16 protein-coding genes and 1 pseudogene are annotated in these 17,339 nt (G+C 72.2%); 8 read left to right on the plus strand and 9 right to left on the minus strand.

The annotated features are described in order from the left end of the window. Nucleotides 1-273: 273 nt before the first annotated feature. Nucleotides 274-951 (minus strand): DUF308 domain-containing protein, encoded by a 678-nt coding sequence (locus AB0J86_RS24835; RefSeq protein ID WP_363859993.1) that lies wholly within the window; start codon nt 949-951, stop codon nt 274-276. A 75-nt stretch (nt 952-1,026) separates the two neighbouring features. Here AB0J86_RS24835 and AB0J86_RS24840 point away from each other — a divergent pair, with 75 nt between their 5' ends. After that, nucleotides 1,027-2,370 carry a low temperature requirement protein A gene (locus AB0J86_RS24840; protein WP_363859994.1) on the plus strand — a complete coding sequence of 448 codons (1,344 nt, stop codon included), beginning with the start codon at nt 1,027-1,029 and terminating at the stop codon, nt 2,368-2,370. 19 nt (nt 2,371-2,389) lie between these two features. Here AB0J86_RS24840 and AB0J86_RS24845 read toward each other — a convergent pair whose 3' ends face one another. Both AB0J86_RS24845 and AB0J86_RS24850 read right to left on the minus strand, forming a co-directional pair. Further along, nucleotides 2,390-3,574: a low temperature requirement protein A gene (locus AB0J86_RS24845; RefSeq protein WP_363859995.1), complete on the minus strand. Its 1,185-nt coding sequence runs from the start codon at nt 3,572-3,574 to the stop codon at nt 2,390-2,392. Nucleotides 3,575-3,636: 62 nt separating this feature from the next. After that, on the minus strand, nt 3,637-4,083 hold the full coding sequence (locus AB0J86_RS24850) for an SRPBCC family protein (protein ID WP_363859996.1): 447 nt from the start codon (nt 4,081-4,083) through the stop codon (nt 3,637-3,639). A gap of 48 nt (nt 4,084-4,131) precedes the next feature. Here AB0J86_RS24850 and AB0J86_RS24855 point away from each other — a divergent pair, with 48 nt between their 5' ends. Next, a complete protein-coding gene (locus AB0J86_RS24855) occupies nt 4,132-4,737 on the plus strand; it encodes a TetR/AcrR family transcriptional regulator (RefSeq protein WP_363859997.1) in 606 nt (201 codons plus the stop codon). Between the two features lie 61 nt (nt 4,738-4,798). On the opposite strand, the gene AB0J86_RS24860 is transcribed toward AB0J86_RS24855, so the two are convergent. The 3 genes from AB0J86_RS24860 to AB0J86_RS24870 form a co-directional block, all read right to left on the minus strand. Continuing rightward, nucleotides 4,799-5,542 (minus strand): 3-oxoacyl-ACP reductase family protein, encoded by a 744-nt coding sequence (locus AB0J86_RS24860; RefSeq protein ID WP_363859998.1) that lies wholly within the window; start codon nt 5,540-5,542, stop codon nt 4,799-4,801. Between the two features lie 81 nt (nt 5,543-5,623). Then, nucleotides 5,624-6,616, minus strand: a complete 993-nt coding sequence (locus AB0J86_RS24865) for an aldo/keto reductase (protein ID WP_363859999.1) — start codon at nt 6,614-6,616, stop codon at nt 5,624-5,626. Between the two features lie 187 nt (nt 6,617-6,803). Beyond that, the gene (locus AB0J86_RS24870; protein ID WP_363860000.1) at nt 6,804-7,790 is read right to left on the minus strand and encodes an endonuclease/exonuclease/phosphatase family protein; all 987 of its coding nucleotides are present in this window, start codon (nt 7,788-7,790) and stop codon (nt 6,804-6,806) included. Nucleotides 7,791-7,880: 90 nt separating this feature from the next. On the opposite strand from AB0J86_RS24870, the gene AB0J86_RS24875 reads away from it, so the two are divergent. From AB0J86_RS24875 to AB0J86_RS24885, 3 genes and pseudogenes are all read left to right on the plus strand, one after another. Further along, on the plus strand, nt 7,881-8,804 hold the full coding sequence (locus AB0J86_RS24875) for an ADP-ribosylglycohydrolase family protein (RefSeq protein WP_363860001.1): 924 nt from the start codon (nt 7,881-7,883) through the stop codon (nt 8,802-8,804). Between the two features lie 185 nt (nt 8,805-8,989). After that, nucleotides 8,990-9,733 (plus strand): annotated as a pseudogene (locus AB0J86_RS24880) (helix-turn-helix transcriptional regulator); the annotation flags it as partial. A gap of 25 nt (nt 9,734-9,758) precedes the next feature. Continuing rightward, nucleotides 9,759-9,827, plus strand: coding sequence for a DUF397 domain-containing protein (locus tag AB0J86_RS24885; RefSeq protein WP_363860020.1), 69 nt, complete (start codon nt 9,759-9,761; stop codon nt 9,825-9,827). Between the two features lie 108 nt (nt 9,828-9,935). Here AB0J86_RS24885 and AB0J86_RS24890 read toward each other — a convergent pair whose 3' ends face one another. Then, the gene (locus AB0J86_RS24890) at nt 9,936-10,595 is read right to left on the minus strand and encodes a TetR/AcrR family transcriptional regulator (RefSeq protein WP_363860002.1); all 660 of its coding nucleotides are present in this window, start codon (nt 10,593-10,595) and stop codon (nt 9,936-9,938) included. 69 nt (nt 10,596-10,664) lie between these two features. On the opposite strand from AB0J86_RS24890, the gene AB0J86_RS24895 reads away from it, so the two are divergent. Next, complete coding sequence (locus tag AB0J86_RS24895) at nt 10,665-12,128, plus strand: MFS transporter (protein WP_363860003.1); 1,464 nt, start codon at nt 10,665-10,667, stop codon at nt 12,126-12,128. A gap of 115 nt (nt 12,129-12,243) precedes the next feature. On the opposite strand, the gene AB0J86_RS24900 is transcribed toward AB0J86_RS24895, so the two are convergent. Beyond that, nucleotides 12,244-12,885, minus strand: a complete 642-nt coding sequence (locus AB0J86_RS24900; RefSeq protein ID WP_363860004.1) for a hypothetical protein — start codon at nt 12,883-12,885, stop codon at nt 12,244-12,246. A 149-nt stretch (nt 12,886-13,034) separates the two neighbouring features. On the opposite strand from AB0J86_RS24900, the gene AB0J86_RS24905 reads away from it, so the two are divergent. Then, complete coding sequence (locus AB0J86_RS24905; RefSeq protein ID WP_363860005.1) at nt 13,035-13,841, plus strand: DNA-formamidopyrimidine glycosylase family protein; 807 nt, start codon at nt 13,035-13,037, stop codon at nt 13,839-13,841. A gap of 239 nt (nt 13,842-14,080) precedes the next feature. Next, entirely contained in the window at nt 14,081-15,421 is a 1,341-nt protein-coding gene (locus AB0J86_RS24910) for a hypothetical protein (RefSeq protein WP_363860006.1), read from the plus strand. A 91-nt stretch (nt 15,422-15,512) separates the two neighbouring features. Here AB0J86_RS24910 and AB0J86_RS24915 read toward each other — a convergent pair whose 3' ends face one another. Next, the gene (locus AB0J86_RS24915) at nt 15,513-17,006 is read right to left on the minus strand and encodes a WGR domain-containing protein (protein WP_363860007.1); all 1,494 of its coding nucleotides are present in this window, start codon (nt 17,004-17,006) and stop codon (nt 15,513-15,515) included. Between the last annotated feature and the right edge of the window lie 333 nt (nt 17,007-17,339).

Below are 17,339 nucleotides of genomic sequence, written 5' to 3' on the forward strand. Positions count from 1 at the left end.
CCGCGCAGGGTCACCAGGGTGAGGTGTTGCGTTCCTGGAGGGTTCGGGTGCGGCGAAACCGCCGCCCGCGCAGGGTCACCAGGGTGAGGTGTTGCGTTCCTGGAGGGTTCGGGTGCGGCGAAACCGCCGCCCGCGCAGGGTCACCAGGGTGAGGTGTTGCGTTGGGGGCGGCGTCGGCGCGCCGCCCCCAAGAACTGCGTCTGCTCTGGGGTGCACCACCCCGGGTGAGCTAACCAGAGCGGTGAACCACCGCTCCGCGATCACATTTGCCCGTCAGAAACGGTCCACAAACTGTGAATCAAGCCACTCCCGGAACCGGCTCACCGCGTCCGTGTCCGTGTTCGGCCAGTCGGTCTGACCGGTGAGGGCGAGCACGCCCACGACGATCGCGCCGAGGCCGAGCAGCAGGCCGATCATGGCGTCGGCCTTGCCGGCGACGTGCCGCCGGCCGGTTGCCGACATCCCGCCCGCCGAGAGCAGCACGGCCACGGCGCCGAGCGCGATGCCGTACCCGGCGAGGGCGCCGGTGAGCACGAAGAGCGCGCCGGAGACCCCGAAGATCAGGCCGAGGGTGGCGAGCAGGCTGGTCCGGGGGCGGGGTCCGGCCGGTACGGTCGCGGGCGGCTCCCGGTCCACCTCGCCGGGCCGGTCCCGGCGCAGGTCGGTCGTCACCTCGGTACCGTCCGCGACCGGCCGTTCCGTGGTGGCCGCCGGGGCGGTCGCCACCGGCGCGCTGGCCCGGGTCGTCTCTTCCGGTGCGGGAGCGGCGTTCGCGTGCCGGCTGCGGTACGCCGAGCCGTCCGCGTCTCGTTCGGGATCGGTCACGCGTCCCTCGCGGACCGGGATGGTCTCGGTGGACGCCGGGTCGCGTTCGTCGACCCGGCCGTCCCGGCTCTCCTCCCGCGTCGGCACCGTCTCGGCCCGGCGCGAGAGCGAAGGAATCCTGACCACAACACACCTCCTGTTGACTGCGCGGGTGCCTCGTCACTCGGCGCCTACGCGGCGTATCGCCATCGGAGTACCCTGATGTCCCGATCCCCACACCCCGCCCGCAGCGCCGGAGGCCGCCTCGGCGGGGTCGCGCCGGTTGCCGAGATCGACGCGATGGGCGGCGCATCCGTGGTACGACTGCTCCGACGGAACGATCCGGGCGGATTGGGCATACCGGTGGTAGCGAGCAACGACGTCGGGCTGGCGGAGGGGAGCGAACAACCGGCGCGGCCGGCGTTCCTGGAACTCTTCTTCGACCTGGTCTACGTCCTCGCGCTCATCGCGCTGACCAGGAAGCTCGCGGACGACATCACCTGGCCGGTGGCGGGCCAGACCCTGATCCTCTTCCTGGCCTTCTCACTGATCTGGGCCCTGACCGCCTGGACCGCCGACACGTTCGACGTCAACCGCCCCCTCGTGCAGGCGCAGGTCATCGCGGTGATGTTCGCGAGCCTGGTGATGGCGGCGGCGGTGCCGAAGGCGTACGGCCGGCACGGCCTGCTGTTCGTGGTCGCGTACCTCTCCGTGCAGCTCGGCTCCTCGGTCTACTACCTGTTGGTGCTGCGGCGACCGACGCTGCGGACGAGGAGCCGGCGGATCCTGTTCTGGGTCTGCGTCTCCACGCCGGCCTGGGTCGCCGGCGCGTTCGTGACGGACGGGACCCGGGAGATCCTCTGGGCGGTGGCGATCGGGGCGGAGTACCTGGCGGCGACGCTCGGCTGGCCCGTGCCCGGGATCGGGCGGTCCCACTCGGGGGAGTGGCGGCTGGTCGGCGAGCGGGTCTCCGAGCGGTACCGACAATTCGTGATCATCGCGCTCGGGGTGAGCATCTTCCTGATCGGATCCGCCTTCAGCGCGGGCGGCTTCACCGCGAACCGGATCGGCGCCTTCGTGATCGTCTTCGTCACGGTCGTGCTGATGTGGCGGATCTACATCTACCGGGCCGGCGAGCTGCTGACCAAGGCCATCGCCGCCGCTCCCGACCCGTCGCGGCTGATCCAGTTCGCCGCCGTCACTCACTTGATCATGGTTACCGGCGTCATGGTCACGGCGGTGACGAGCGAACTCGTCATAGCGCGCCCGCGCGGCGACACGCCGCCGTCCTGGGTCGCCGTCATCCTCGGCGGACCTGCCCTCTTCCTCCTGGGCCGTGGCCTGCTCGACTACACCGTGTTCAGCCGGGTCTCCTGGTCCCGGATGGTCGGGCTGTTCCTGCTCGGCCTCGTGGTGCCGGCGACGGGGCTCGTACCGCCGCTGGTGGTCGCTCTCCTCGCGATGGCGGTCCTCTTCCTCATCGCCACCTCGAACCTGCTCACCACCCAGCTGCGGACCTTCCCGCCCCGCCCGCCGACGAACCCCCCGCCGGCCGGAATGCGGTAGCCGGCCCCCGTCGCACCGCTCAGTGGGCGGCGGCGGGTTGTCCACTGGCGGGCGACCGGCGGGTGCTGGTGTCGACGACCAGGGTCGCGGCGAGCACCAGGTCCGCCGCGATGATCATCGCCAGCTCGGGCAGGGGCGACAGCATGTACCCGAGCACGGCCAGGATCGCGATGGCGGCCAGCCGTGAGTAGAGCGGCCGGCGCGTCACGGCGTACTCGAAGAGGAAGGTGCCGAACAGGAAGAGCGCCGGTCCGCCGACGATCACGACGGTCATGGCGGTGGACGCCTGGGTGAAGGGGTGGTGCACGATCGCGTCCACGCTAACCGAGATCATCACCACGCCGGCGACCAGCAGCAGATGCGAATAGGCGCTGACGATGCCGGGGCCGACGCGCTCGTTGGACCAGAGCCCCTCCGGGGAGAGCAGCTTGCGCGCCTGGTTGGAGTAGATCAGGAAGAGCAGTACGACGTTGAGGAACGCGGCCACGAGCGCGACCCACCGGGCGATGGTGAAGCCGCTGGCGGTGAGGGCGAGCCCCATGCTCAGGATCGACTCGCCGAGCGCGATGCAGAAGATCTGCCGGTGCCGCTCGGAGACATGCGGACCCGTGAAGATCCGGTTTTCCAGGCTGGTCCGGCCGAGACCGGGCGTCGGCCAGCCGATCCGGGCCGCCAGGTAGTCCAGCCCGATCGCCAGCGCCCAGAGCCCCATCCTGATCCGGTTGTCCGGAACGAGCCCGCCGGCGATCCAGGGGCCGGCGCTCAGGCCGACCCAGAAGAGCACCCGTACGCTGCGGGCCTGGCTCGGATGGCCGCGCTGACCGATGATCAGGAAGCTCGACCGGGTCAGGATCACGCCGAGGTACGTGCCGACGAAGAGCATCGAGTGCTCGCCGAACGCGGTCGGTATCGCCACGGCCAGCAGCAGGCTGCCGAACATCAGGAGGATCACCAGGATCTGGATCTCCGGCAGGCGTGGGTCGAACAGGTCGGTGACCCAGACCGTCAGCTCCCAGATCCACCACGTGGTGAGCAGCAGCAGGGCGGTCTGGATGGCCCCGCCCCAGTCGAGGCGCTCCATCAGCTGCTGGGACAGCCGGGCGAAGGTGAAGACGAAGACGAGGTCGAAGAAGAGTTCGAGGAAGGTAGGGGGCTCGGGGTCGCCCAGCATGCGGAGGATCCGCGGCACCCTACTGGTCGTCACAAATTCGACCTCCTATGCCGCCTTTTGTACCACCTCGACCCGGCCGCGTATCGGCGCTCCGGTCAGCTCGGGACCGCCGAGGCGTCGCCCCGGGCGGCCAGCCCCTCGGCGGTGTGCCGGATGAACCTGGTGAGCACCCGCCGGTAGAACCAGCCGGTGCCGGGCACCTTGGCGTCGAAGGACGAGTGCCAGCGGATCTCCGTACCGTCCGGGGTCGGGGTGAGGTCGACGTCGGCGCGGTAGCCGCGCAGGGGCAGCCCGGAGAGGAGTTCGTAGCTGAAGCGGCGGTCGGGCACCCGTTCGATTACCCGCTCGCAGCTGGTCACCCGGCCGGTACGGAAGATCCGGATCGCACCGACCCCCTCCCGTTCCGTGGGCCCGGGCTGCTGCAACGTGAACGAGCCGATCGGCGACCACCGGGGCCAGCTCTCGCCGTCCACCAGGTACCCGTAGATCGTGGTTGGGCTGGCCTTGCTCCTGACCCGTACGTCGATGTGTTGGCGTGCCATTTCGCACCTCCCGTCAATGTACCAACTGGTACATGTACCGTACGGTACATGAGTCTGCACGAACGAGAGCGCGACGGTGCCGCCGCCCCGGCGACGGCGACCCGCGAGCGACTGCTCTCCGCCGCGATCGACTTCGTCGCCGAGCACGGGGTCGGCGGGCTGACCCTGCGCCGGCTCGCGGCGGCTACCGACACCAGCCACCGGATGCTGATCTACCACTTCGGATCGAAGGAAGGGCTGCTCGTCGCGGTGGTCCGCGCCGTCGAGGCGCGCCAGCGGGAGGCACTGGCCACGCTGGACCTGCGACCCGGCGACTCGCCCGCGGACGCGATCCGGGGTATGTGGCAGAGGCTGGCCGACCCGGCCCTCTGGCCGTACGAGCGGTTGTTCTTCGAGCTCTACGGGCAGGCGCTGCAGGGGTATCCGGGCGCGGTCCCGCTGCTGGACGGGATCGTGGACGAGTGGCTGGACCGTACCGTCGAACTGGCCGCCTGTGACGGGGTGCCGGCCGACGTCGCGCGCGTGCACGCCCGGCTCGGCCTGGCGGTCATCCGCGGTCTCCTGCTCGACCTGCTCGCCACCGGCGACCGGGCCGGCGCGGACGCCGCCGTCGAGGAGTTCGCCGCCCGCTACCAGCACGGTTGGCCGGTCTGACCGCTCCCGGGCGACGGGGCGACGGGCCCGGCCGCACGTCACCCCGGGATCGGTACCCGGATCAGATGCTGAAGCCGCCGTCCACGTCGATCGTGGCGCCGGTGACGTACCGGCCGCCGTTCCCCGCGAGGAAGGCGACCGCCGAGGCGATCTCGGCGGGCGCGGCGTACCGGTTCAGCGCGGTGAGCCCGGCGATGGCGGCCGAGTTCGGGCCGTCGGCCGGGTTCGCGTCCGTGTCGGTCGGACCCGGGTTGACCAGGTTGGTGGTGATGCCGCGCGGGCCCAGGTCCCGGCCGAGGCCCTTGGTCAGACCGATCAACGCCGTCTTGCTCATCGAGTAGGCGGCGAGGCCCGGGAAGGGCGCACGCTCGGCCACGTTGCTGCCGATGTTGATGATCCGCCCGCCGTCGGTCATGTACCGGGCCGCCGCCTGCGCGGCGACGAACGGCGCCCGTACGTTCACCGCCAGCGTCCGCTCGAACTCGGCCAGCCCGAACTCGTCCACGGGTGCCACCAGGAACACACCCGCGTTGTTGACCAGGATGTCGAGCCGCCCGAACTCGGCGGCGGTCCGGTCCACCGCCCCGGTCACCTCCGCCGGGTCGGCGTTGTCGGCCCGTACCGCCAGGGCCCGGCGGCCGATCCCCTTGATCTGGTCGACCACGTCCGCCGCCCGCTCGGCGTTCCGCTGGTAGGTGAGCGCCACGTCGGCGCCCTCCTCGGCCAGGCGCAGTGCCACGGCCGCGCCGATGCCCCGGCTGCCGCCCGTCACCAGCGCTACTTTTCCATCGAGTGCCTGAGTCATGCCGACAATGCTGGTCAGTTGCGACCCTCGCGTCTGGCGACAATCGGCCGTCGCGTTCGGCCCGGTACGGCGCGGGCGACGCTACTCCGGCGTCGGCGCGTTCTCGGGGAGCAGCCGCAACGACTTCAGGTCCCGCCAGAGCGCCGGCGGGACCGGGTGGTCGAGCAGCCGCGCGTTCTCGGTGACCTCCTCCGGCGCGCGGGCGCCGACCAGCACGGTCGCGACGGCCGGATGCCCGAGCGGAAACTGGAGCGCGGCGGCGAGCGGGGGAACCGCGTACCGGGCGCAGACGGCGCGCAGCGCGGCGATCCGGTCCAGCAGCGCGGTCGGCACCTCGGCGTAGCCGTACGCCGCGCCGGGACGCGGATCGGCGAGCAGGCCCGACTGGAAGACGCCCGCGGCCAGCACCGCCACGTTCCGTGCCAGCGCCAACGGCAGCAGTTCGGCCAGGCCGGACTGGTCGAGCAGCGTGTACCGCCCGGCCAGTAGCACGCAGTCGGGGCCGGGCGCGGGCGCCTCGCGGAGGAACCGGGCGGCCACGTCGGCGTGGTTCACCCCGATCGAGACCGCCCGCACGACGCCGGCCGCGCGCAGCTCGGCCAGGGCGCGGTACGCCTCGCCGAGCGCCGTCGGGTAGTCCTCGTCCGGATCGTGCACGTGCAGCACGTCGACCCGGTCCAGGCCGAGCCGCTCCAGGCTCTCCTCGACCGAGCGGAGCACCGCCGGGTAGGAGTAGTCGAGCCGGGGACCGAGCCCGGGCGGCGGGTCCGCCCAGATCGTCTGCGTGTCCGGGCCGCCCGGCTCGATGAGGCGGCCGACCTTGGTGCAGAGCACGTACTCGTCGCGCGGCCGGGGACGCAGCGCCAACCCGGCGACCGATTCGCTGCGCCCGTAGCCGTAGACGGGTGCGGTGTCGTAGAGGCGTACGCCGTGCTCCCAGGCGGCGTCGACGGTGGCGACGGCCCGCGCGGTGGCGACCGGGGCGTACATCCCGCCGAGCGAGGCGAGACCCAGCCCGAGCCGGCTCACCGGCAGGCCACTGCGCCCGAGCGACACCACCTCCGCTGCCCGCACCCGCCGCCTCCCCGCCGTGCCCGTTGCTGCTGTCGCCGTGTCGTTGGTGGCTGTTGCCGAGCCGTTGCCGCTGTCGCCCCGTCGTTTGGTTGTCGCCCTGTCGTTTGGTTGTCGCCGAGCCACCGGCCCCGCCAGCCGGCGACTCGGCCGGCCGAGGCTAACGCCGGGGTACGACAGTCTCGTGCCCTCAGCCGTCCGGAAGGTGGACGCGTGCGGTGATCGGCAGGTGGTCGCTGCCGGTCGCCGGCAGGGCCCGGACCCGGGCCACCGTCGCCGAGCGGGCCATGACCTGGTCGACCCGGGCCACCGGGAAACCGGCCGGCCAGCTGAAGGGGAGGCGGGTACGCGGCGAGGTCAGCTGCGAGCCCACCGGATCGAGACCACGGTCGTCCAGCGTGCTGTTCAGGTCGCCGAGTAGGAGCACCGTTTCCAGCCGCTCGGCGCGGATCGCGGCACCGAGCCGGGCCGCGCTCTCGTCCCGCCGCGCGGTGCCGAATCCGGTCGAGACGCCGAGGCGTACCGAGGGCAGGTGCGCCACGTACACCGCGATCTCGCCGTACGGGGTCCGCGCGGTGGCCCGGAGCGCGCGGCGCCAGTCCGCCGCGAGGCCGGACGGCTTGATGTCGAGCGGCCGGGCGTCCGCGAGCGGGTACCGCGACCAGAGCCCGACCGTGCCCTGCACCGCGTGGTGCGGAAGCTCGGGCGCCAGCGCCGCCAGGTACGCCGGCAGCGCGGCCGGGGTCACCTCCACCAGCGCGACGAGGTCGGGGCGTACCGCCAACAGGGCCTTCCCGGTGCCCGCCGGGTCCGGGTTCTCGTCGCTGACGTTGTGCTGCACCGCGGTCAGCCCGGTGCCGGGCGTCTCGCGGTCCGCCGCCGGCGCGGGGGCGATCAGTCCGACCCAGACGGCCGCCGGCAGCAGGGTCGCGAGCAGGGCGGGAAGCGAGCGGCGCAGCAGCGCCAGCCCCAGCAGCACCGGGATCACCAGCCCGAGCCAGGGGAGGAACGTCTCCACCAGGCTGCCCAGTCGCGGACCCGCGTTGGGCACGGCGGAAGGGAAGGCCAGGAGGCCGGCGACGAGCCCGGCGACCACCGCGAGCGGCCAACCCCGCCGCCAGCGGGACCGGGTACCGGGTCGAACCGTCCGCGCGTTGTCGTCGGCCGTCGGTCGCATGGTCGGATCATTCTCCCCGCCGGCCCGCCCGTTGTCGCCCCGGCTCCCGTGGCCGTTTCGTGGCCGTTCCGTGGCAGGATGTGGCGTGGCATGACGTCATGGGAACTCTGTTACGACAGCTTGGACGGGCTGTCCGTGGGCGACGCGCTGGGCGCCCAGTTCTTCGTACCGGGCACGTCGCTGGCGGATCTCCGCGCCGGACGGCTGCCCGAGGGCCTCTGGCCGTGGACCGACGACACCGAGATGGCCTGCTCGATCGTCGCCGAGCTGAACGACGACCGGGGCCTCGACCAGGACCGACTCGCCGCCGGGTTCGCCGAGCGGTTCGAACCGTACCGGGGGTACGGCGGCGGTGCCGTCGTGATCCTGCGGCAGATCCGCGCCGGCGGCGACTGGCGGGAGATCGCCAAGGCCGCCTTCGACGGTCGCGGGTCGATGGGAAACGGGGCGGCGATGCGGGTCGCGCCGCTCGGCGCGTTCCACGCCGGCGACTCCCGGACGGCCGCCCTGGAGGCGATGCGGTCGGCCGAGGTCACCCACGCGCACGCCGAGGGCATCCTCGGCGGGGTCGCCGTGGCGGTCGCCGCCGCCGAGGCGGGCTGGGCCCGCAGGGTCCGGCACCGGCCCGAGGGGACCGAGCTTCTCGACGCGGTCCTCGGCTACCTGACCGATAGCCGGGTCAGGACCGAAATCGGGCGGGCGCGCCGGCTACTCGGGGTGGGCGTGGCGGAGGCCGCGTACGAGCTGGGAAACGGGTCCCAGGTGATCGCGCCGGACACGGTGCCGTTCGCGCTCTGGGTCGCCGCGACCCACCTCGACGACTACCCGTCGGCCATCCTCGCCTGCGTCGAGGCCGGGGGAGACGTCGACACCACGGCCGCGATCGTCGGCGGGATCGTCGCGACGTACACCGGCACCGGGCCGGGTGGTGTTCCGGCGCCGTGGCTGGAGCGTCGGGAGCCCCTGCCGGCCTTCGCGCGCCGGCCGGCGCCGCGTGACGCCGCCGGGAAGTGATGCGTTGTTTCGGCTCCACATCAAATAAATTGTGATCACATCGAATTTGGTGTGGAGCCGGACGCTTGGCACGTTCCGGCGCCGTATGTCATTTCGGATGAGCGATTGCACTGCCCTGACCAGCGCTGATATCCAATGTGGAAGCCCTTCGACGGTGGCGGCCACGTTGAGCGAGGGAGTGCACGGTGACCACGGATGCCGGTTCCACGGTTCCGCGACGGCAACTCGGGCGGCGCCTGCACCGACTGCGCAAGGACGCGCGGATCACGGTGAAGGCCGCCGCCGAGGAACTGCGCTGGTTGATGCCGAAGATCTGGCGGATCGAGCGGGGTACGACTTCGACGCGCACTCCGGACGTGCTGGCGATGTGCGAGGTCTACGGCGCGCCGGGAGAGCTGACCGAGGCGCTGGTGGGGCTCGCCCGGGCGACCCGGGCCCAGGGCTGGTGGCACTCCTACCTCGACGCGATTCCAGAATGGTTCGAGCTTTACGCCGAGTTGGAGGCGTCGGCGCTCCGGCTGCGTGGCTACGAGTCGCACCTGGTTCCTGGCCTGTTGCAGGCCCGAGAGTATGCCGACGAGGTGTTCCGGATCTGCCGACCGAATCGAAGCTCGGTCAAGCGGGAGCGGCGCGTTGAGGCTCGCCTGGCCCGGCAGGCGCTGCTCGCCAGGAGCCGGCCGGCGGCTCCGAGAGTCGAGTTCGTGGTGGATGAGATGGTGCTGCATCGCGGCGTCCTGAGCGCGGTCGCGATGGTCGAGCAGTTGCGACAGATTGAAGCGGCGAGTCACCTGCCGAAGGTCTCCATCAGGGTGCTCCAGGTCACCGATGGCTTGCACCCAGCCGCGGCGGCGAACGGCCCGTTCACCATCATGGAGTTTCCCCAGGTGCTACCGGACCGACCGCCGGAACCTACGCTCGTGTACTGCGAGGGGCTGCAAGGACGTGGCCGGCCCGGTGCTGTTCTTCAGCCCGGCGCGCTGGACCGCCTTTCTCGCCGGCCTGAAGATTGACAGCCTCGGCTGACCGAGCCGCTCCATTTCCGCGCTGCGCCGCTTGACCGACGTCCAGCGCGGCGCCGGCACGTGGGCGCCTCGGGGGCGGACCGGGATCGGCGTCCGGGGATGGACAAGATCAGTTGGCGTGCGCGTTCTGGCGGCAGCCGCTCAGCTGCTCGGTGGCCACGCCCATGAGGACGACGTCGACCACGTCTTCGGCGAGCGTGGGCGTGACCGGCAGGTGTCCGAACAACACCCGGTAGTAGATGGTCGCGGCCAGCATGTCCAGCAGCAGGTCGAGGTCGACGTCGGGACGGATGTCCCCACGACGGATGCCGCGCCGCAGGGCCTCGGCGGTCGACGCCCGACGGGGGTGGAAGAACCGGTCGAGAAACGCGGCCTCCAGTTCCGGGTCGCCGGCGAGGTCTGCGACCAGGGCCGGCAGCGCGCGCCGTCCCACCGTGGTGGTGAAGGCCTGGGTGAGGGTGCCGATCCCGGCGACGAGGTCGCAGCGCGTGCAACCGGTGTCCGGCGTCGGCGTGGTGCCGACGACGGCGGCCAGGGCGTCGACCACGAGATGCTGCCGGGACCGCCAGCGCCGGCGCAGCGCCGGCTTGCTCGTGCCGGCCCTGGCGGCCACCCCCTCCAGCGTGAGCTTCCCGTAGCCCGTCTCGTTGAGGATCTCCAGCACGACTCGCGGGACCACCACGTCGATGCGTACGTCCCGGGGCCGCCCGGGGCGTTGCTGTGACGCCGATCGCTCCTCGGCCGCCGCGCCCGTAGGGGTGTCCTCCATGCCACCACTATAGGTATGCTCGATTCATTCCGTGCCGGAACGGAACGAAATTGTGTGTGGAGGTGGCGCATGGCCGAGCACGTCGACAGGGTGACGCTGACCGGGGGTGAGCCGTCCGCGTCGTCGGCGGACGCGCGACGGGCGTCGACGGAGAGCGTTCTCGACCGGCCCTATCGTTCGCTCACGCTCGGTGTGATCCTTTCGGTCGGGACGGTCGCCTTCGAGTCGCTCGGTGTGGCGACCGTCCTGCCCGGCATCGCCGAGAAGCTCGACGGCCTGGGCGCGTACGGTTGGGGCCTCTCCGCGCTGATGCTGGCCAACATCGTCGGTACGGTGATCGCGGGGCGGTCCGCGGACCGCGACGGTCCATGGCGGCCGATGGCGGTGGGGCTGCTGGTCTTCGCGGTCGGCTGCGTGCTCGCGGGCGCGGCCGGATCGTGGCCGCTGTTTCTGGCGGGACGGTTCGTGCAGGGTCTCGGCGTAGGCGCGGTCATGGCGACGGCCTACGCGATGATCGGGCTCGCCTACCCCGAGCACCTGCGCGCCCGGATGTTCGCCCTGCTCTCCTCCGCCTGGACCATTCCGTCACTCGTCGGCCCGCTCATCGCGGGCGTCCTCGCCGACCACGCCAGCTGGCGTGCGGTTTTCGTGCTCATGCTGCCGCTGGTGGTGGCCGCCGGCGGCATGACCCTTCCCGGGCTGCGGCGGCTGCGCGCGCCCCGGGCCGACCGAGCCGTCGCGGGGGTCGGCGCGGCGTCGCGCTGGTGGAGGAGCCCGCTGGCCAGCGCGGTCCTGCTCACCGTCGGTACCGGGCTGCTGCTTCAGGCCCTGCTGCTGAGCAACGTCGCCGTACTGGCCGTGCTCGCCGTGATCGGTCTGGCCATCGCCGTGCCCGCGCTGCGCTGGACGACTCCGGAGGGCACCATGACGGCTCGTGTGGGCATCGGGGCCGGGGTGGTCGTCCGCGCGCTGCTCTGCGCCGTCTACTTCGGCAGCGAGGCGTTCCTACCGCTCGGTTTGCGGCAGCTGCGCGGCGTGAGTGCCGCCGAGGCCGGTCTCGGACTCTCCGCCGGGGCGCTGGCCTGGGTGGCGGGCTCCGCGCTTCAGGCGAAGCTCGACGGTAGACGGCCGGGGCTCCGTACGCGCAGCGTCGCACTCGGGTTCGCCGTTCTGCTGGCCGGCGTGGCGGTCGTCGCGCTCTCCATCCTGACCGAGGCCGTTCCGGTCTACCTCGCCGTTCTCGGCTGGGCCATCGGCGGACTCGGCATGGGCGTTGCCTTCAACGCCTCCACCACGGACACCCTGGAGCAGACGCCCGCCGTGCGCCAGGGCGAGGTGAGCGCGGCCCTCCAACTCGCGCAGACCCTCGCTACCGCTGTGCTCGCCGGCCTTGGCGGGGCGGCCATCGCCATCGCGGGGCACTACGGCGGCGGCACCCGTACCGCGCTGCTGAGCACGTTCGCCCTTACCGGACTGCTCGCCCTCGCCGGGGTGGTGCTGTCCCGGAGGTTGCGTCCCGCGGCTGCCCGTTAGCGCAATCGCCATCGCCCGGATCGGGAGCACCCGACACCGAACACCCGGTCGACGGAACCGATCGCCCGGGTCGGAAGACTCCGGCCCGGTCGATCCGCGACGTGCGAGGTGTGGATCAGAGGGTCTCGGCGGCGGACACCGCCACGCTGACGGTGTTGTCGGACGGGTCGGCGTCGGTTACGGCGCTGGCGCCGTAGTGGGTGGTGACGGTCAACTGGACGGTGCCGAGGTCGCCCACGGACGTGGTCGGATCGGCGGTGAACAGGAGGTCGACGAAGTGCCGCTCACCGGCCATGAACCGGCCGCCGGGGACGGTGCAGGAGCTGAAGAAGCAGGGCGAGGCCGGGAAGGTGCCGCTGAGACGGACCCCGGCCGGCAGGCCGACGGCCTCGATCCGAAGGTCGTCGTGGGCGGCGTCGCCGGCGTACCGCACGCTCGTGCTGAGTTGGCCGGCGAAGGTGCCGTCGGCCTGCCGGGTGAGGGTGAGAGAAGCGGGGTCGGCCGTGATGCTGGCCGCCGCCGTGGTGTCCTGGACGTAGGGCCGCGAGTTGCGCAGCGATCCGCTGGTGGAGCGGAACGACGCGGTGAACGAAGCCTCGTCGAGCGCGTTGCCGCTGCCGGAAGAGAGCGTGATGGCGCCGCCGCCGGCCGTCATCGGGTAGGGGCGCGGGGTGGTGAGCACCTCGAAGTCGACGGCGAAGAGAATTCCCCCCGGTTGGGTTCGGGCGGCTCCGATCGCCGCCTCGTTGACCTCCAAAACACCTCCCGGCCGCGCCCGGGGTTACCGGTTCTCCGAGGCTTTCCCCGGCTGCCGCCGATCGGCACATAACCGCAGGTCAGGGGTGTGCAGACGCATAACTGTCCGCATAATGACGGCTGCTGCGGCGGCTGGATAGGCTGGCGGCCATGCCCGAGGGACACACCATTCACCGGCTGGCCGCGCGCCACCGGGAACTCTTCGCCGGCGACAAGGTGCTGGCCGCCAGCCCGCAGGGCCGGTTCGCCGAGGGTGCGGCGCTGATCTCGGGCTCGGTGCTGGAGGCGACCGAGGCGTACGGCAAGCACCTGCTGCACCACTACGCCGGGGAGCGGACGCTGCACGTACACCTCGGGCTCTACGGCAAGGTCACCGACGGCGACGGTGCGCCGCCCGAGCCGGTCGGGCAGGTGCGCCTGCGGTTGACCAGCGACCTGCACTGGCTCGACCTGCGCGGGCCGACCGCCTGCGAGCTGCTGACCCCGCCCGAGGTCCAGGCGCTGCGGGACCGGCTCGGCGCCGACCCGCTGCGGGCCGACGCCGACCCAGACGCCGCGTACGACCGGATCCGGCGCAGCCCGACCCCGCTGGCCGCGCTGCTGCTCGACCAGTCGGTCGTGGCCGGCACCGGGCTGATCTTCGTCACCGAGGCGCTGTTCCGGGCCGGGCTGCGCCCCACGACCCCGGGGCGGCGGCTCAGCGCGATACGCTGGCGGGCGATCTGGGACGACCTGGTCCTTCTGATGCGCCAGGCGGTGCTGGTCGGGCGGATCGACACGGTCCGCGACGAGCACCTGCCGGAGGCGATGGGGCGGCCACCCCGGGTCGACCGGCACGGCGGAGAGGTCTACGTCTACCGCCGCGCCGCGCTGCCCTGCCACGTCTGCGGCACCGCCGTCCGGCAGGCCGACCTCGCCGGCCGGAACTCGTACTGGTGCCCGACCTGCCAGCGCTGACCCCGCCGCCTCGCCGCTGACCCGGCCGAGTCTCCGCTGACCGTCCGGCTCACCGCATATGACCTGTGCGGTGCCGATTGTGCCGGTTGTTCAGGTACCGCAGGCTGCCCCGCGAACTGTCCGGTCGGGGAGGTGCCGAGAGTGCGGTGGGCGTACCGGTGAATCGGGCGACGACGGGGTGCGAGTTGTCCGGAAATCCCGACGCGGCGGCGGCCGGGGCGCCGGGAACATCGAAGGCGATGAAGAGCGCCTTCGGCCGGCGATCGTGGTTACGGCCCGAGCCGGTCCTGATCCTGCTGGGCCTGGTCGGCATGGCGGTCGTCCTGCCGCACCACATCTCCGGCGACGGCCACTCGCGCTACCGGGAACTCGTCGAACTCTTCGACCACGGGCGGCTCTCGAACGACTCGTACTCGATGGTCGGGCCGCTCTTCGCCTGGCCGTTCTGGGCCGCCGGCGAGCTGGCCGGAAGCCGGCAGGACTGGCTCGCCCAGTTCAACCTGGTGCTCTTCGCGCTCACGCTCGCGGTCATCTACGGGCTGCTGCGGGATCGGATGGACCGCGCCCTGCTCTGGCGGTTCCTGCTGCTGCTCACCGCCGGCAGCATGGTCGCCGCGCACGTCACCGACTTCTACGGCGAGATGTTCACCGCCGCCTGCGTGGCGGTCGGGGTGCTCGTCGCGCTCGTCCGCTCCCGGGCGGTGACCGGGTGGGTGCTGGTGGTCATCGGTGCGGTCAACACCCCGGCGAGCTTCGTCGGGCTCGGGCTGCTCAGCGCCGAACGCACCATCAGCCGGCGCCGGCTGCGCTATTTCGGCGTCGGGCTCGCCGGCGTGGCGCTGATCATGGGCGAGGCGTGGCTGCGGCGCGGCGGCCCGTTCGTCACCGGGCACGGCGGGCCGACCGCGCTGCCCCGCACGCTCCTGCCGTACTCGGGCATGGCCGGCTTCTCGTACCCGTTCCCGCTCGGTGTGCTGGCGATCCTGCTGTCGTTCAGCAAGGGGCTGGTCTTCTTCGTCCCCGGGCTGCTGCTGCCGGTGCGGCGCCGACTGGCCGTGCTGCACGACCGTGACCGGGTCGACCTCTTCCGGGCGTACCTGCTCTGGCTGCTCTTCCTCGCCGGGCTGGTGGTCGTGTACGCGAGCTGGTGGGCCTGGTACGGCGGGGTCTACTGGGGACCCCGCTTCTTCCTCATCGCGGTGTTTCCGGCGTCGCTGGCGCTCGCGGTCGCGGTCACGTACCGGCACGCGGGACCGCTCGCCGACCTCGCCACGCTCGCCCTGCTCGGGCTCTCCCTCTGGGTCGGGGCCACCAGCAGCGTGCTGCACGTCGTGCAGCCGCCGTTCTGCGCCGACCCGGTGCTGGAACGGCTCTGCCTGCACGTACCCGAGATCAGCCCGCTCTGGTACCCGCTGGTCGACCCGCCCCGGCTCGGTGCGGGCGAGGCCGCGTACCTCGCCTATCTGGCCGCGGTGCTGGCCGTGCTGGCGGCCCCGGTGCTGCGCCGGCTGCCCGGCAAGCTCCAGCCGTGGCTGGCCGCGACCCGGCCGTACCGGTCCCGCGCCGCCTGGCGACTGTGACCGGCCGGGCCGGGCCGCTCCTGCCCTGATGCCCCCGGTCGGGCCTCGCGGGGTCCGGCCGGGGCCGGACCAGCCGGGCAGACCGGCCGGGTCAGCGCAGGCGGCGGATGTCGCCGTAGGCCCGGTAGAAGCCGCCCCGGCTCGCCTCGCGCAGCTCGGTGACCAGGTAGCGGGCGCGCGGCTCGCGGATGCCCTTGGGGAACTGCACCAGCCAGTCCTGCCGGTAGCCGGGCGAGACGACCCGTACCCGCAGCCGCCCGCCCACGTCGACGCACTCGACCACGATCCCGGAGCCGGTGTCGCTGGTCACCTCAAGGGTGGAGGTGGCGGCCACCGCCGGCATCCGGGGCGGTGCCTTCACGTCCACCACCTCCGGCACGTCGCCCTGCTGAGCCGCGCGGATCGCCGCCTCGCTGGCGTCGATGCAGGCGAGCGTGCCGGCCGTGGTGACCACGTAGAGGCGCTCGTCGTGGTACTGCATCGAGAACGCCGAGCCGCAGCCGGTACCGAGCTTCCACAACCGGTTGCCGGCCGCGTCGAAGCAGTAGATCGAGGAACGGTTGTCGCCGGCGAAGACGTACTCGCCGCCCTCGGCGGTGGCGCAGGAGTAGACCGGGGCGTCGCAGCGGTAGATCTCCTCCGACCGGCCGTCCTTGGCGACCCGTGCCACCTGCTGGGTGGTGGTCCCCGCGTAGAGCGCATCGGACTCCTGCCACCCGAACAGCACCGCACCGGTGGGCCGGTGCCACAGCTCCTGGCCGGTACGCCAGTCGTAGCTGGTCACCCCGCGCGAGTGGCCGTGGTGTACGGCCCGATGGTCGCAGCGCACCATCCAGCCGGAGGAGCCGCGCCCGCGCCGGCGCCAGAGGAACTCGTCCTCGTGGTCGATCGCGGCGATGCCCCCGCCCGAGTCGGAGACGCCGAGCACGCCGTCGTGGATGTCCAGCCAGTAGATGTCGATGTCCGGCGCGATCTGGTAGGCCAGCCGGGGCACCTTGCCGGAGAGGTCGTAGACGTTGCCGTCGTCGCAGCCGGCGTAGAGCCAGTCGTCGTCCGCGACGATGCACTTCACCCCGTCGGGCAGCCGGAACTGCTGGACCACCTGGGCGTCGTGGGTGAGCGTGGTGATGATGCCACTCTCGTTGCCGACCATGGCCCGGTCGCCGTCCACGAAGATCCCGTACGCGGGCGAGCCGCTGTCGTAGCGCCAGAGCACGGGGGCGTTGTGCGTGACCGGGGGAACGTATTGGGCGCGGGCCGCCCGGACGGCCGAGTGACCGTGCGTGCCGGGGACGGGGTGCGGGACGGGGGAGTAGCTGCTGATGACCCGCCGGGAGACGGTGCGCTTCGCGCGTACCCCCTGGACGGCCGGCGCGTAGCCCTTGCGCACCTTCTCGCCGATCTTCTTGGCCGCCTCGCGCCGGGCGTGCGCGTTGTCGGGGTACGACGTGCTCTTGACCTGGCCGCGGTCCCCGATCCGGCCGTAGCGGATGGTCAGCTGCGGCCCGTCGACGGTCACCTCGTAGAACTTGTGCGCCCCACCGCCCGATTCGGACAGTTCGAGGTACGTCGTCTCCTGGGACATGGCGGGCCTCCGAGGGGAATGAGCGTGACGGCGAGACGTCGGGCAGGGGAAACCGCCGACCGGCGGCGCTACGGCCGACGCGGCGACGAAGGAAACCTATCCATCGGCCCCGACACTTTCGCCCGCCCGAACGCGAGCCGCTCCGGTACGAGAACCGCCCCTGGAACGCGAACCACCCCTGGAACGCGAACCGGGCCGGTACGCGAACCGCCGGGGCGGCGGGGGTGCGCAGGCTACCGGCTGGACCGTCGCCCACCCAGACAATATGATCTCGCGGTAATCGCCGTTCGTATCCGCCGCCGCTGGTTCGCGGCGCGGGTCGGTACCGGCATG

The organism is Micromonospora sp. NPDC049559 (genome assembly GCF_040676675.1).
In the GTDB taxonomy this organism is placed as follows: Bacteria; Actinomycetota; Actinomycetes; order Mycobacteriales; family Micromonosporaceae; genus JBFAPK01.